This is a genomic window from Pseudoalteromonas sp. QJM3NY_22 (genome assembly GCF_056173065.1).
This window is the reverse complement of record NZ_CM149655.1, coordinates 3,995,211-4,010,886: the sequence shown is the minus strand read 5'-3', so window position 1 is coordinate 4,010,886 and position 15,676 is coordinate 3,995,211. Positions and strand designations below refer to the sequence as shown.

Sequence of the window (15,676 nt, the reverse complement as noted above, 5' to 3'; positions counted from 1 at the left end):
AGGTGCTGCAGTTAACGCTGCAGCATCTGTTACGGCTGAATAGAATGTAGGGACGAGATTACCCGTCCTCAAGATTAACTCCGACAGGAGAGCTAAGGTGAAAGACTTACTTAAGTTTCTGAAGCAACAAAATAAGACCGAAGAATTCGATGCAATTCGCATTGGTCTTGCTTCACCAGACATGGTTCGTTCATGGTCATACGGTGAAGTAAAGAAACCTGAGACTATTAACTACCGTACTTTCAAGCCTGAGCGCGATGGCTTATTCTGTGCCCGTATTTTCGGCCCAGTGAAAGATTATGAGTGTTTATGTGGTAAATATAAACGCCTTAAACACCGTGGTGTGATCTGTGAGAAGTGTGGCGTTGAAGTTACACTAACTAAAGTGCGACGCGATCGTATGGGTCATATTGACCTTGCGAGCCCAGTTGCACATATATGGTTTTTAAAATCATTACCGTCACGTATTGGCTTAATGCTTGATATGACGCTTCGTGATATTGAACGTGTTCTTTACTTCGAATCATTCGTAGTGACTGAACCTGGTATGACAACGCTTGAGCGTGGTCAACTATTAGGTGAAGAAGAATACCTAGATGCACTAGAAGAGCACGGTGATGAGTTTGAAGCGAAGATGGGTGCTGAAGCAGTTTTAGACTTGCTTCGTGAACTTGATCTTGCTCAATTAATTGCTGAGATGCGTGAAGAGTTACCAACAATTAACTCTGAAACTAAGCGTAAAAAAATCACTAAACGTCTTAAGTTAATGGAATCGTTCCACCAATCAGGTAATAACCCTGAGTGGATGATCATGACAGTACTTCCAGTATTGCCACCTGATCTACGTCCATTAGTACCATTAGACGGTGGTCGTTTTGCGACATCTGATCTAAATGACCTTTACCGTCGTGTTATTAACCGTAATAACCGTCTTAAACGTCTACTAGATTTAGCAGCACCAGACATTATTGTACGCAACGAAAAACGTATGTTACAAGAAGCGGTAGATGCGCTACTTGATAACGGTCGTCGTGGTCGTGCAATTACAGGTTCTAACAAACGTCCTCTTAAATCTCTTGCTGATATGATCAAGGGTAAACAAGGTCGTTTCCGTCAGAACTTACTTGGTAAGCGTGTAGATTATTCAGGCCGTTCTGTAATTACAGTAGGTCCTACACTTAAGCTTCACCAATGTGGTCTTCCTAAGAAGATGGCACTTGAGCTATTCAAACCATTCATCTATGGCAAACTAGAGCGTCGCGGCATGGCTACGACAATCAAAGCAGCTAAGAAAATGGTAGAACGTGAAGTTCCGGAAGTATGGGATGTACTTGACGAAGTAATTCGTGAACATCCGGTATTACTTAACCGTGCACCAACACTTCACCGTTTGGGTATCCAAGCGTTTGAGCCTGTGCTTATCGAAGGTAAAGCGATTCATTTGCATCCATTAGTATGTGCGGCGTACAACGCCGATTTCGATGGTGACCAAATGGCGGTACACGTACCGTTAACAATCGAAGCGCAGCTTGAAGCTCGTGCATTGATGATGTCAACAAACAACATTCTATCTCCTGCGAATGGTGAGCCAATCATCGTTCCTTCACAGGATGTTGTATTGGGTCTTTATTACATGACTCGTGACCGCATTAACGCTAAAGGCGAAGGCGCGATATTTAAAGATCCAAAAGAAGCAGAAAAAGCATACCGCAGTGGCAATGCAGACCTTCACGCAATCGTGAAAGTACGTATTAGCCAATCAGTTAAAAACGAAGATGGTGTAGTAGAAGATACTATTACTGTTATCGATACAACTGTCGGTCGTGCAATTTTGTCTCTAATTTTACCAACTGGTATGCCGTTTGCGTCAATCAATCAGCCGCTTGGTAAAAAGCAGATTTCTAGCTTATTGAATGAGTGTTACCGTCGTCTAGGCCTTAAAGACACTGTTGTGTTTGCTGACCAAGTTATGTACACCGGTTTCCATTATGCAATGAAGTCAGGTGTTTCTATCGGTATTGATGACTTAGTTATCCCACCGGTTAAAGCACAGATAATTGAATCAGCTGAAGCTGAAGTTACTGAAATCAACCAACAATTCCAATCAGGTCTTGTAACGGCTGGTGAAAAGTACAACAAAGTTATCGATATCTGGTCACGTGTAAACGAAAACTTATCACGTGAAATGATGTCTAACTTGTCGAAAGACACGGTTATCAATGCAAAGGGTGAAGAAGTAGAGCAACCGTCATTTAACTCAGTGTTTATGATGGCCGACTCAGGTGCTCGTGGTAGTGCTGCACAGATTCGTCAGTTGGCGGGTATGCGTGGTCTAATGGCACGTCCAGATGGTTCAATCATCGAGACGCCAATCACAGCTAACTTCCGTGAAGGTCTAAACGTACTTCAGTACTTCATCTCAACGCATGGTGCGCGTAAAGGTCTTGCCGATACAGCACTTAAAACAGCAAACTCGGGTTACCTAACGCGTCGTCTAGTAGACGTTGCACAAGATTTGGTAATCAATGAAGATGACTGTGGCACAGAAGATGGCTTAACAATGAAACCGCTTATTGAAGGTGGTGATGTTGTAGAAGCGCTTCGCGAACGTGTTTTAGGTCGTGTTGTTGCTGAAGATATTGTAATTCCAGGTACTAATACAGTGCTTGTTGAACGTAATATCATGCTAGACGAAAAACTGTGTGATCTTTTAGAAGAGCATTCAGTAGATGAAGTTCGCGTACGTTCTGTTATCACTTGTGATAATGACTTTGGTGTTTGTGCTAACTGTTACGGTCGTGACCTAGCACGTGGTCATATCATCAACGCTGGTGAATCAGTAGGTGTTATCGCAGCACAGTCAATCGGTGAGCCAGGTACACAGCTTACGATGCGTACCTTCCACATCGGTGGTGCAGCATCTAGAGCGTCTGCAGAAAATAATGTACAAGTTAAAACTAACGGTACGTTAAAACTGCATAACTCTAAATATGTATTAAATACAGACGATAAGATTGTTATTACTTCGCGTTCAACGGAAATTACTATCATCGATAGCCATGGCCGTGAGAAAGAGCGTTATAAAGTACCTTATGGTGCGGTATTAACAGTTAAAGATAATGCAGAAGTTCAAGGTAACGACATCGTTGCTACTTGGGACCCGCATAGTCACCCAATCGTTCTTGAGCATAAATCAAAAGTATCGTTCAGCGATATTGATGACTCAAATACTGAAGCACAGACTGATGAACTAACTGGTTTAACCCGTGTAGTTGTTAAAGACCTTGCTAAAGTAAATACGAAAGAACCAAAGCTTATCATCGAAAGTGAAGAGCGCGGCTTGCAAGAAACACGTCTTCCTTCATTCACAACGATTGAAGTAATTGACGGCGTTACAGCAAACCCAGGTGACGTGTTAGCACGTATTCCGCAAGAAGGTTCGAAAACTCGTGATATCACGGGTGGTCTACCACGCGTAGCCGACTTATTTGAAGCTCGTAAGCCAAAAGATCCAGCTATATTAGCTGAAGTAACTGGTACAATTAGCTTCGGTAAAGAGACTAAAGGTAAGAAGCGTTTAGTTATTACTCCACCAGAAGGTGATCATTACGAAGAAATGATTCACAAGTGGCGTCAACTTAACGTGTTTGAAGGTGAGCAAGTGTCTAAAGGTGAAGTTATCGCCGATGGTCCTGAATCACCACATGACATCTTACGCTTACGTGGTGTGACTCATGTTGCTAACTACATCGTTAACGAAGTGCAAGAGGTTTACCGTTTGCAAGGCGTTAAGATCAATGACAAGCACATTGAAACAATTATCCGTCAAATGTTACGTAAATGTACCATTATACACGGTGGTGATACTGACTTCTTAGCTGGTGAACAAATCGAAGTGGCGCGCGTTAATATCGCAAACCGTGACCTTGAAAAACAAGGTAAGATCCCAGCTAAGTTTGAAATCCAATTAATGGGTATCACAAAAGCATCACTAGCAACAGAATCTTTCATCTCTGCAGCGTCTTTCCAAGAGACAACACGTGTTCTTACAGATGCGGCAGTGAATGGTAAGAGCGATGAGCTTCGCGGTCTTAAAGAAAACGTAATTGTGGGTCGTTTGATCCCAGCCGGTACCGGTTTTGCGTATCATCAAGAACGTATGGCTCGCCGTAAACAAAGCAAAGTAGTCGTAGAAGAGCAAACAGTAAGTGCAGAAGAGGCAACTCAAGCACTTACAGACGCTCTAAATGCTGATTTGTCTGGAAATCAATAAACTGTTCTTAATCAATAGATTAAGTAATCGTAAGGCAGTTATATGCTGTCTTGCGATTAGTTTAGGTTGACAGGTTAAACTTTGCTCATTAAAATTCCGCCACCCATTTACTTGTGTGCTTAATGCAGGCTCGTAAATAAAGGGCGGATTTTTTATTTTTTTCAGTAGTAATTTTAATTTCAGGAGCTATTTAAATGGCAACTATTAACCAGCTAGTGCGTAAGCCACGCCGTAGCAAGGTTACGAAAAGTAACTCAGCTGCACTAAAAGCGTGTCCGCAAAAGCGCGGTGTATGTACTCGCGTATATACAACTACACCTAAGAAACCAAACTCGGCGTTACGTAAAGTAGCACGTGTACGTTTAACTAACGGTTTCGAAGTAACTTCATACATTGGCGGTGAAGGTCATAACCTTCAAGAGCATAGTGTAATCCTAATCCGTGGTGGTCGTGTTAAAGATTTACCAGGTGTGCGTTTTCACACTGTTCGTGGTGCACTTGACTGTGCAGGCGTTAGCGATCGTCGTCAAGCTCGTTCTAAATACGGTGCAAAACGCCCTAAAGGGTAATTGTATTCCGTTAGTAAGGCCAAGCACTAAATATTTATAATTATTGTTTTGGGTGATTGACTCGAAAGAGCAAACCTGAATAAACCGGAGATACAAAATGCCTAGAAGACGCGTAATCGGTCAACGTAAAATTCTTCCAGATCCTAAGTTCGGATCGGAACTTCTTGCTAAATTCGTTAACATCGTGATGTTAGACGGCAAGAAATCTACTGCTGAAAAAATTGTTTATGGTGCGCTAGACGTGGCTGCTGAGAAATCAGGCAAGTCGCACCTAGAAATCTTTGAAACTGCACTTGATAACATCCGCCCACAGGTAGAGGTTAAATCTCGCCGTGTTGGTGGTTCAACTTATCAAGTACCAGTTGAAGTACGTCCAGTTCGTCGTAACGCATTAGGTATGCGTTGGTTAGTAGACGCTGCACGTAAGCGTGGCGAAAAATCTATGGGCTTACGTTTAGCTCAAGAAATCGTTGACGCTTCTGATAATAAAGGCACTGCGGTTAAGAAACGTGAAGACGTTCACCGTATGGCTGAAGCGAATAAAGCATTCGCTCATTACCGTTGGTAATCTGTCTTTAACCTTTAAGAGGATCATATGGCACGTACAACTCCACTTGAGCGCTATCGTAATATAGGTATTGTTGCTCACGTAGATGCAGGCAAAACCACCACAACAGAACGTGTTCTGTTCTACACGGGTCTTTCTCATAAGATCGGTGAAGTACATGATGGCGCTGCAACTATGGATTGGATGGAGCAGGAACAAGAGCGTGGTATCACAATCACTTCTGCTGCAACAACGTGTTTTTGGAAAGGGATGGATGCTCAATTTGACGCCCATCGTATCAATATTATTGATACTCCAGGACACGTAGATTTCACTATCGAAGTAGAGCGTTCTTTACGCGTACTAGATGGTGCGGTAGTTGTTCTTTGTGCTTCATCTGGTGTACAGCCGCAAACTGAGACAGTTTGGCGTCAAGCGAACAAATACGAAGTTCCGAGAATGATCTTCGTAAATAAAATGGATCGCACGGGCGCTGACTTCTTAGCTGTGGTTAGCCAGGTGAAATCTCGTCTTGGAGCAACGCCTGTTCCAATTCAGTTGCCTGTAGGCGCTGAGGACGACTTTAAAGGTGTTATTGACCTTATAAAAATGAAAGTGATTAACTGGAACGAAGCGGACCAGGGTATGACTTTCTCTTATGAGGCAATACCGGCAGAGCTTCTGGAATTGGCTGAAGAATGGCGCTCTCATTTAGTTGAAAGCGCTGCTGAAGCCTCAGAAGAACTAATGGATAAATACTTAGAAGGTGAAGAGTTAAGTGAAGCAGAAATTAAAAATGCTTTACGTCAACGAACATTAGCTAATGAGATTGTTCCAGTTACTTGTGGTAGCGCATTTAAAAACAAAGGCGTTCAAGCTGTGCTTGATGGCGTTGTTGAATATATGCCGTCACCAGAACAAGTGAAACAAATCCAAGGTATCTTAGAAAATGGTACTGAGGAAGAACGTCCGGCTAATGATAAAGCGCCGTTTGCTGCACTCGCTTTTAAGATTGCAACAGACCCGTTTGTTGGGACCTTGACCTTTTTCCGTGTTTACTCTGGTACTGTTAAACAGGGTGACACGGTATATAATCCAGTAAAAAGTAAGCGTGAGCGACTTGGCCGTATCGTACAGATGCATTCAAACTCTCGTGAAGAGATCAAAGAAGTTTTCGCAGGCGACATCGCGGCAGCTATTGGTCTTAAAGACGTAACAACAGGTGAAACACTGTGTGATCCGAATTCTATTATTACGCTTGAGCGTATGGAATTCCCTGAACCAGTAATCTCTATTGCGGTTGAGCCTCGCACTATAGCTGACCAAGATAAGATGGGTATCGCGCTAGGAAAACTAGCTGCTGAAGACCCTTCTTTTCGCGTACAAACTGACGAAGAATCAGGCCAGGTTATAATCTCTGGCATGGGTGAACTTCACCTAGATATCATCGTTGACCGTATGAAACGTGAATTCAGTGTTGAATGTAACGTTGGTAAGCCGCAGGTCTCATACCGAGAAGCTATTCGTTCAACTGTTAAAGTTGAAGGGAAGTTTATACGTCAGTCAGGTGGTCGTGGCCAATATGGACACGTTTGGATTAAACTTGAACCGATGGATATTACGGATGATGAGTCACCAATTTACGAGTTCGTTAACGAAACCGTAGGTGGTTCTGTTCCTAAAGAGTTCGTCCCTGCGGTAGACAAAGGTATCCAAGAGCAAATGTCTCAAGGTGTACTGGCAGGCTACCCATTACTTGGCGTTAAAGCGACTTTATATGATGGTTCATTCCATGATGTAGATTCGAATGAAATGGCATTTAAAATAGCAGGTTCACTGGCAATGAGAGATGGGGCGCTTAAAGCTAACCCTGTACTTTTAGAGCCAGTAATGAAGGTTGAAGTACTCACTCCTGATTCAAATATGGGTGATGTAGTTGGCGACTTAAACCGTCGTCGCGGCATAATCGAAGGCATGGAAGATGCATTAGGTGGGCTTAAGCAAATTAATGCGCAAGTTCCTCTTTCTGAAATGTTTGGTTATGCGACTGCTTTACGATCTGCAACTCAGGGCCGTGCCTCATACTCTATGGAGTTTGTGAAGTACGCTGAAGCCTCTAAAAATGTTGCAGATACAATAATTTCAGCTCGCGCTGTTATATAATTTTAGCTTGTCTGGCTCAATAGTGAGTCAGGCTTTAATTTCTTTATTAGGAATTTTTTAAGATGGCAAAAGAAAAGTTTGAACGCGTAAAACCGCACGTAAACGTTGGTACAATCGGCCACGTTGACCACGGTAAAACTACACTAACTGCAGCAATCACTAACGTACTTGCAAAAGTATACGGCGGTGTTGCTAAAGATTTCGCATCAATCGACAACGCTCCTGAAGAGCGCGAACGTGGTATCACTATTTCAACGTCTCACGTTGAATACGATACTCCTTCACGTCACTACGCACACGTAGATTGTCCTGGTCACGCCGATTATGTTAAAAACATGATCACTGGTGCTGCTCAAATGGACGGCGCGATCTTAGTAGTTGCTGCGACAGATGGCCCTATGCCACAAACACGTGAGCACATCCTTCTTTCTCGTCAAGTTGGTGTTCCTTACATCATCGTGTTCATGAACAAATGTGACATGGTAGATGACGAAGAGCTACTTGAACTAGTAGAAATGGAAGTTCGTGAACTTCTTTCAGAATACGATTTCCCAGGTGATGACTTACCTCTAATCGCTGGTTCTGCGCTTAAAGCGTTAGAAGGCGAGAAAGAGTGGGAAGATAAGATTGTTGAGCTTGCAAACGCACTTGATTCTTACATCCCAGAGCCAGAGCGTGACATCGATAAGCCTTTCATCATGCCTATCGAAGACGTTTTCTCAATCCAGGGTCGTGGTACTGTTGTAACTGGTCGTGTTGAAGCTGGTATCATCCGCATCAATGACGAAGTAGAAATTGTTGGTATCAATGATACAACTCGTTCTACTTGTACTGGTGTTGAAATGTTCCGTAAGCTTCTTGACGAAGGTCGTGCTGGCGAAAACATCGGCGCACTTCTACGTGGTACTAAGCGTGAAGACGTTGAACGTGGTCAAGTACTAGCTAAGCCTGGTTCAATCAACCCACATACTACATTCACTTCAGAAGTATACGTACTTTCTAAAGATGAAGGTGGTCGTCATACTCCATTCTTCAAAGGTTACCGTCCACAGTTCTACTTCCGTACAACTGACGTAACAGGTGACGTACAGTTACCAGATGGCGTAGAAATGGTAATGCCTGGTGATAACATCAAGATGACAGTAACTCTAATCGCACCAATCGCGATGGATGAAGGTCTTCGTTTTGCTATCCGTGAAGGTGGCCGTACTGTAGGTGCTGGTGTTGTAGCAACTATCGTAGCGTAATAATTAGCTTTAAAGTTAATTGTTATAAAAAGGTCACTTAGGTGGCCTTTTTTAATGCCTGAAGAAAAGTGTCATATGAAGGTGGCGCTCTTACCTTAGGCGTAGGTGCTTTGTAGCAACGGTCAAAGCGTAATAATTAGCTTTAAAGTTAATTGTTATAAAAAGGTCACTTAGGTGGCCTTTTTTAATGTCTGAAGAAAAGTGTTATATGAAGGTGGCGCTCTTACCTTAGGCGTAGGTGCTTTGTAGCAACGTTCAAAGCGTAATTATTAGCCTAGCTAATTATTACCAAAAAGCCCGAGCCTAGTTTCGGGCTTTTTAATGTCTAAAATAAAGTGTCATATAAAAGCGGTATTCCTACCTTTGTTCCAGAGTGGCTTTTTATTTAAATATTTACCTCCTAACACAGCTACATAAAATACAAAAAATTAATTACTAATCTAGCCGATAGATTTGAGTCTTGATAAAGTAAAATTAGAGCCAGTTAAGGGGAATATTTATGTTGAACCAAACTCTATTTAGCGCCGAGCAGGTGAGAGATAACGAAGCGCTTGCAGCTAAAAATAGTCATTGTGATTTATTTACCCTAATGCAGCGTGCAGGAGAGGCTGTATATAAGCAATGGCAGTTATTTGATGCGCAGCATACATTAGTCATTGTTGGCCATGGTAACAATGCTGGAGACGGTTACGTTGTAGCTAGGCTTATTATGCAATCAGGTAAAAAGGTAACAGTATGCGCTGCTGAACCTGATAAGACATTAAACGGTGATGCTGCAAAAGCGCAGCAGCTATGGATAGAAGCGGGTGGGGTGGTTTCTCATTTTACAAAAGATGCTCTTAATGAGTGCGATATCGTTATTGATGCGCTCCTTGGTACTGGGCTTAATAGCGCCGTACGCGATAATTTTGCGAATATAATTAACGCTGTAAATAGCAGTGGTAAGCCCGTAATAAGCATTGATATTCCATCAGGCATTGAAGCAAATACAGGACAGCCTTTAGGGTGCGCAGTACAAGCTACTTCAACCGTTACTTTTGTAGGTATAAAGCAAGGGCTCACAACGACGGCTGGTAAACAATATAGCGGTAAGTTAGTTTTTGATGATTTAGCAATTGGCGATGCGTTTACTTGTATAGCTCAATCATCAGGAACCTTGATAAATATTAATAGCTTTAAAGGAATAGCCACGCGGGCAATCAATAGTCACAAAGGAAGCCACGGTAAACTTTTATGTGTTGGTGGCAATCAAGGTACTGCAGGTGAAATTAGGTTAAGTAGTGAAGCAGCCCTTAGAACGGGTGCTGGCATGGTAAGGGTGTATACACACGAAAGCTCAATAACGCCTATTAGTATTGGTAGACCAGAACTTATGGTAAGCAGTAATAACTTACATCAAGCGCTAGAGTGGGCAAGCTGCGTTGTTATTGGCCCAGGGCTTGGGCAAGACGAGTGGGCACAACAAACATTCGATGAAGTAGTGCAATATTGCCAAAACAATAAAATGCCATTGGTTATAGATGCAGACGCCCTTAATTTACTGGCTAAGAAAGCTTCATCATACACGTTAGAGCAATGCATACTTACGCCACACCCAGGCGAAGCTTCGCGACTGCTAAGTGTTAGCACCAGCGAAATCGAATCAGACCGCTTTAATTATGCCCGCCTTTGCGCCAAGCGCTATAACGCGACTTGTGTATTAAAAGGCGCAGGAACATTAATAGATAATGCTCAGCAAACGTGGGTATGTGAAGATGGCAGTCCGGCACTCGCCGTTGGCGGCAGTGGCGATGTACTGACTGGTATTATTGGGGCATTACTTGCTCAAGGTTTAACTATTGATGAAGCAGCACGCTATGGTGTAACACTGCATGCTAAAGCCGGTGATATCGCAAGTGAGCGAGACGGGCAAAGGGGCATGCTACCCAGTGATTTATTCCCAATTGTAAGAGAGTTAGTTAATAAAGTGACGTGAGTTTAAGCGTCACTCAACTATCAGTGTTCGGCTTTAAATTGTGGAACGTTATTGCACCCACTAAAAAGCATACACCTACATAAAGCCAAACACTGCTCGCTATAATATTCCACGTATCGGCACGCATTAATGCAGGGATAATTTTTAAGCTTCGTATGATACACAAGGTTGCAATAGCAATTAAAGCGGTTCTAGTAAGTACTATGTTACGCACTAAGCCAATTGCTGATAAGGCAAATGCAGTACAGGCAAACATAAGTCCAGCTATTGCAATACTGCCTAAAGGCGCAAGGAGCGTACCTTGCTGTGATGATTCTATTATTTGTATTGGAGCGCGAGCAAATATAAACCAACTAGTGCCACCCCATATACAAAGTAAATGCCATACAGCCGCTGCAGATGCAATAACTCCTGCGCTTAATAAAAATTTTGCTTTTATATTTAACAGCATTTTATCTCACTGATTATTAAGCTGTAATAAATCCCATTTTGTACCATATAAGTCTTCAAAAACCACTACGGTGCCATAGGTTTCTACTCTAGGTTCTTCGTTAAATGTAACGCCTTTAGAAAGCATTAAATTATAATCTCGCCAAAAGTCATTGGTATGTAAAAATAAAAACACACGACCACCCGTTTGATTACCAATAGCGCTCATTTGTTCGGGTGTTGTGGCTTTAGCAAGTAGTAGATTGGTTCTGTTCGAATTAGCCCTGTTTGAACAAGTCCCGTTTGAATTTGGAGGTGAAATTAACACCCAGCGTTTACCATCTCTTAAATCAGTATCCTCTACTAATTCAAAATTTAGCTTTTGAGTATAAAACTCAATGGCATCGTCGTAGTCCTTAACAACTAATGCAATGCTGCTTATATGCTGTTGAACGTTAGTCATGTTTGGTTTACTTCTTACTATTAAATAAATGTACTTTTTATCATATTTAGCAAACGATTACGCAGGTATATGCCCGCAGTATGTAATATGAATTAACTTACGAGTTCGTCTTCATCATCGGGTGGATCACCTGAGTCTTCTTTGCGTTTTCTTTGTTCTTGTTTTGCTTTTTGTACATTTTCGTATGTAGGTGGCGGAATAGGCATCAGTGAAATAAGCGGAAAGAATGCTAAAAATAAATAAGCCCCCTTAGACATACTTTTACCCCACGTGACCATTTTGAGCATAGCCCAAACTACGAATGAAAATAACCCAGTCACAAGGGCAATAAAAACAAAGAAGATGAATATTCCGTTGTTATTTAATAAATCCATTTAATATAAATCTTAGTTATACGTAACTTAGATATGGGTATAAATTAAACAGTATCAATCTGCTTTATAATAAAAAGCAAAACCCAACCGTGGCTGGGTCTACTTTAAATCAATTTTTTAGTACTAAGTGCATAAAGTGTTTATCTGTGTAATTCGCCAGCACGTTCTGGTTGATAGGTTACTTCTTTTATTTTTACCTTTATTAAGCCGCCACTCGGTTTAGGCCACTCAATTTCGTCGCCTTGGGTTAGTCCAAGTAATGCGCTACCTACAGGTGATAATATCGATATTTTATCGCCGTTAGAGTCACTGTTTTTCGGGTACACCAAGGTTAACGTAAATTCTTCTTTAGAAGACTCAACAATAAAGTTTACAGTTGAGTTCATCGTTACAACTGACGATGGCATATCTTTAGGTTCGACTATTTTTGCTCGTGCCAGTTCAGCTTCCAATTCTTTTTTATTAGCAAAGCTACCTGTAGGTAGTGATTCCATTAAGCCATACAATCTATCTGCATCGAGTGATGAGATGATTAGTTCAGGTTTTTTATTCATCTTAATATCCTTAATAATTTTTAATAAATAAAATTAACTCTGAGTATGGCTTGGCATGCATTTAAGAAGCAAAGGGATACGCGAAGTCATTTTATTAATTAGCCACACCTGTGGCTTTTACTTTATTTGTGCCCAATAGCTAACAACCCAGCCGAAGCTGGGTTTTTATTTGAGCTAGGTGCTTAGGGGATGATTACATCATGCTGCACAAAAAAATATAAGGCTATGATTTATATTTAAAATAAATTAAAAATAGAAAGCATACCCTTCATCGTACCCTTGTGTTATTAACACATGAAATTGAGGTTTTACACTAAGACACTTTCGCCTCCATAACGAGATACTGCTAACCATCACAATTGTCACATTACGGACATTAGGAATTAACCCCAATCCGTACTTTAGATTAGATATTTTAATCTAGATCCCAGTTATTTTGAGTGACTGTCCCTTATAAATGTTCCTGCTAATTGCATATATAAGATACGTAATAACTTACCCTGACTCTAGCCCATTAAAAGTCACAATGGATGTACAATTAATTTCTTTATTTTTCAATATATAAATGATTCAATAGCTTTATAATAACTTCTTAGTCGATTAACATTAATATGAACGGAATCATTCATAACCTCATAATATCATCCATTAAACGTAATGAACGAAGCAATATGGCTGTAGCAGAAACTAGAGAGCAAGAAAATGATATTGCAGATCTTTCTGAAACAGTAACGAATAAACTCACAACCTTGTTCAAGGGCGGAGGCATGAAAGTAGGTGATTTTGTTACAGAGCCTGAACAATCGGCTTTTGCTAACCTAATGGAACGTCATTTATCTCAGGAACAAATGGAATTCAATGATTATCGTGCATTTTCTTCAAGTATTGCTGAATTATTAGCTAGAAAATTAAACACAGCCCAAGCAATCAATGCTAAAGATGGCTTCTTGATTACTTACTTCTATTCTCAAGATGTAGGTGAAGAGGGTAATGTTGAAAATATCTACTTTTTATGCGTTGTTTTTTTGCACCGTATAGACGGTACCGACATAAATGATGAAGACTTAACTTTTGAGAGTATTGAACGTATCAACCTTGATTCATTGAATTTGGGTGCAAAAGTATGTCTGAATGATTGGATAGGCAACGAAGAACGCCCTATATCATTTAAACTTGGTAAAGGCACTGGCGATGTAAGGCGATATTTCCAAACATTTTTAGGTTGTGATGAACCTGTTAACTGTAAAATAGACACGCAATCCCTAAAAGATGCAATCACTGAAACATGTAACCGCCTAGAACGAAACAGCGAACAAATACATAACCTGTGTGACTCAGCAAAAAACTATTGTTTAGAACGTTTAAATACATTGGGTGAGGACAAAGTAAACCTAGAAGCTTTATCCCGCCATTTATTTCCAGAGGAAGAAGATAGCGAGATATTCCTACATGTTGCACATGAAGAATATCGTCTAAGTGACTCCATAGGTATAGACAAGACCGTATTAAGAACATTTTCTCGAATACAAGTGCAAACTGAACATTACAAAATTAGCTTTAACGCTAGTCAATTAAATCAGACTATTGAGTTTGACAGGGAAAATAGAAGTCTAAAATTTAACAATTTACCTCAATCTATAATTGATGATGTACAAAAATTCCAACCGAATACTACAAATAACGATAACTAACTTATGTCAATGCAACTAGCGCTTGAAGCATTAAAATTATTAACTCCATCTTGGAAGGATGGTGAGCGTCTACTTGAAGCTGAAATTGAGTTAAATGCAGATCTGTTAGAAAAGTTAAAGAAGTATTCTGGTAGTTCACTAATCAATGAACTATTTACTCCTTTACAAGCCAGAACGAAACGCCGCATTGACATCGGTACACTTGATACTAATAGTTTTGGTACAACCTTTAAAATCGAATTTAGACTTGATGGTGAAATCAAGTTCTATCAAAATTATGATGAGCTAGTATCTCGTCACCCCGTTGAGCCCCCTCCTTCTTTCTTATTAACATCAGAACCTGAAGGATTTGTTTATTTTCCATGTAATACTCCTACAGGAAAGCTAAAACATTATTTTGAAGTTCATGATATTTGGAATTATTTACTTAAAAAATCTGATGACCATAACTCAAAAAGTATCATGTTTTTATATAGGCAGAAGCTTGAGATATTTAATAAGTATTGTGCGGATGATCTAACTAACGGTTTCGATGGCCTAGCAAAATTTATTAGCTTGATCGACAGTGATGAAAAGCACGATTTAGAAAAAGGTCATATATTACAAAACACGTTAATAACAATGCTTTCAAACATAGATAGATGTGAGCGATTTACATACATCCTCAAAAATTTCTCTATGTTTAGTTTAAGATTTGATGAAGCATATCAAGCTTATGTAGTTGGATTTTCTTTCGATGAATTAAGGGAAGAGTATGAGGAAAAATATCGTGATTATATGGTTAAGATAAACGATCTTATAAGTTCATCATTAACTAAATCATTAGCCATTCCTGCGACTATTTTTCTTACATCAACAAGAACACAGGCTATTGTTTCTGCAAAAGGGAAAGCCCCTATTGATGAGTTAATTGCTGCTAATGTTGGTATAGCATTGGTAGCAGTGATTGTTTCAATTGTTATTTGCTTAATGATATTTACAGAGCTTCACTCACTCAAATCTATAAGAGCTGAATATGATAGCTTAATGTCACGTTTAGAAGATGAAAGTGCTGAAGCATACTCTACTATTCAAACTCTCAGAGAACACTTGTCTGTAAGACTGGTTTATGCACGCCATATGCTTATCACGTTAATATTTTTAGCTATTGCGAACGGTCTGGGTTCAGTTTACTGGGTTATATCAAGAACAGTAAACTTCTCAATTAATATTGGAATTGCTGAAGTAGCATCTTTTTGCCGAAATACTTTAGTTTTATTATCTAGATTACTCTTTTGTTAATGTTGCCCTACTCTAGGGTGGGTCAAGCTATTTAAATAAAAAAAAGCGACCCCTTTTCTAAATCCATAAAGATAAAAGTGACACCCAACCTAAATTTTATACTTTATAAA

The 15,676-nt window shown here is 40.3% G+C and carries 12 protein-coding genes; 8 read left to right on the top strand and 4 right to left on the bottom strand.

The annotated features are described in order from the left end of the window. The first annotated feature begins 97 nt into the window (after positions 1-97). From rpoC to AC0VZ4_RS18520, 6 genes are all read left to right on the top strand, one after another. Complete coding sequence (rpoC, locus tag AC0VZ4_RS18545; RefSeq protein WP_008133458.1) at positions 98-4,273, top strand: DNA-directed RNA polymerase subunit beta'; 4,176 nt, start codon at positions 98-100, stop codon at positions 4,271-4,273. Between the two features lie 194 nt (positions 4,274-4,467). After that, positions 4,468-4,842: a 30S ribosomal protein S12 gene (gene rpsL / locus AC0VZ4_RS18540; protein ID WP_002958885.1), complete on the top strand. Its 375-nt coding sequence runs from the start codon at positions 4,468-4,470 to the stop codon at positions 4,840-4,842. A 97-nt stretch (positions 4,843-4,939) separates the two neighbouring features. Then, positions 4,940-5,410, top strand: coding sequence for a 30S ribosomal protein S7 (gene rpsG, locus AC0VZ4_RS18535; RefSeq protein ID WP_010555004.1), 471 nt, complete (start codon positions 4,940-4,942; stop codon positions 5,408-5,410). Positions 5,411-5,437: 27 nt separating this feature from the next. Next, positions 5,438-7,552: an elongation factor G gene (gene fusA / locus AC0VZ4_RS18530; RefSeq protein WP_008133459.1), complete on the top strand. Its 2,115-nt coding sequence runs from the start codon at positions 5,438-5,440 to the stop codon at positions 7,550-7,552. 62 nt (positions 7,553-7,614) lie between these two features. Further along, entirely contained in the window at positions 7,615-8,799 is a 1,185-nt protein-coding gene (gene tuf / locus AC0VZ4_RS18525; RefSeq protein WP_008133488.1) for an elongation factor Tu, read from the top strand. 499 nt (positions 8,800-9,298) lie between these two features. Beyond that, entirely contained in the window at positions 9,299-10,774 is a 1,476-nt protein-coding gene (locus tag AC0VZ4_RS18520) for an NAD(P)H-hydrate dehydratase (RefSeq protein WP_475440404.1), read from the top strand. A 13-nt stretch (positions 10,775-10,787) separates the two neighbouring features. Here AC0VZ4_RS18520 and AC0VZ4_RS18515 read toward each other — a convergent pair whose 3' ends face one another. The 4 genes from AC0VZ4_RS18515 to rnk form a co-directional block, all read right to left on the bottom strand. Next, the gene (locus AC0VZ4_RS18515; RefSeq protein ID WP_008138814.1) at positions 10,788-11,225 is read right to left on the bottom strand and encodes a hypothetical protein; all 438 of its coding nucleotides are present in this window, start codon (positions 11,223-11,225) and stop codon (positions 10,788-10,790) included. 6 nt (positions 11,226-11,231) lie between these two features. Beyond that, complete coding sequence (locus AC0VZ4_RS18510) at positions 11,232-11,666, bottom strand: VOC family protein (protein ID WP_475440403.1); 435 nt, start codon at positions 11,664-11,666, stop codon at positions 11,232-11,234. 92 nt (positions 11,667-11,758) lie between these two features. Beyond that, entirely contained in the window at positions 11,759-11,953 is a 195-nt protein-coding gene (locus tag AC0VZ4_RS18505; protein ID WP_475440402.1) for a hypothetical protein, read from the bottom strand. Between the two features lie 227 nt (positions 11,954-12,180). Next, the gene (rnk, locus tag AC0VZ4_RS18500; protein WP_475440401.1) at positions 12,181-12,594 is read right to left on the bottom strand and encodes a nucleoside diphosphate kinase regulator; all 414 of its coding nucleotides are present in this window, start codon (positions 12,592-12,594) and stop codon (positions 12,181-12,183) included. A gap of 611 nt (positions 12,595-13,205) precedes the next feature. On the opposite strand from rnk, the gene AC0VZ4_RS18495 reads away from it, so the two are divergent. Both AC0VZ4_RS18495 and AC0VZ4_RS18490 read left to right on the top strand, forming a co-directional pair. Then, positions 13,206-14,285: a nucleoid-associated protein gene (locus AC0VZ4_RS18495; RefSeq protein ID WP_475440400.1), complete on the top strand. Its 1,080-nt coding sequence runs from the start codon at positions 13,206-13,208 to the stop codon at positions 14,283-14,285. 3 nt (positions 14,286-14,288) lie between these two features. Beyond that, positions 14,289-15,566, top strand: a complete 1,278-nt coding sequence (locus tag AC0VZ4_RS18490; protein WP_475440399.1) for a hypothetical protein — start codon at positions 14,289-14,291, stop codon at positions 15,564-15,566. The last annotated feature ends 110 nt before the right edge of the window (positions 15,567-15,676 follow it).

Bases quoted from the DNA above. Each gene is read 5' to 3' on its own strand.
- rpsL (WP_002958885.1), top strand. From the start codon at position 4,468: ATGGCAACTATTAACCAGCTAGTGCGTAAGCCACGCCGTAGCAAGGTT.
- rpsG (WP_010555004.1), top strand. From the start codon at position 4,940: ATGCCTAGAAGACGCGTAATCGGTCAACGTAAAATTCTTCCAGATCCT.
- fusA (WP_008133459.1), top strand. From the start codon at position 5,438: ATGGCACGTACAACTCCACTTGAGCGCTATCGTAATATAGGTATTGTT.
- tuf (WP_008133488.1), top strand. From the start codon at position 7,615: ATGGCAAAAGAAAAGTTTGAACGCGTAAAACCGCACGTAAACGTTGGT.
- AC0VZ4_RS18520 (WP_475440404.1), top strand. From the start codon at position 9,299: ATGTTGAACCAAACTCTATTTAGCGCCGAGCAGGTGAGAGATAACGAA.
- AC0VZ4_RS18515 (WP_008138814.1), bottom strand. From the start codon at position 11,225: ATGCTGTTAAATATAAAAGCAAAATTTTTATTAAGCGCAGGAGTTATT.
- AC0VZ4_RS18510 (WP_475440403.1), bottom strand. From the start codon at position 11,666: ATGACTAACGTTCAACAGCATATAAGCAGCATTGCATTAGTTGTTAAG.
- AC0VZ4_RS18505 (WP_475440402.1), bottom strand. From the start codon at position 11,953: ATGCTCAAAATGGTCACGTGGGGTAAAAGTATGTCTAAGGGGGCTTAT.
- rnk (WP_475440401.1), bottom strand. From the start codon at position 12,594: ATGAATAAAAAACCTGAACTAATCATCTCATCACTCGATGCAGATAGA.
- AC0VZ4_RS18495 (WP_475440400.1), top strand. From the start codon at position 13,206: ATGAACGGAATCATTCATAACCTCATAATATCATCCATTAAACGTAAT.
- AC0VZ4_RS18490 (WP_475440399.1), top strand. From the start codon at position 14,289: ATGTCAATGCAACTAGCGCTTGAAGCATTAAAATTATTAACTCCATCT.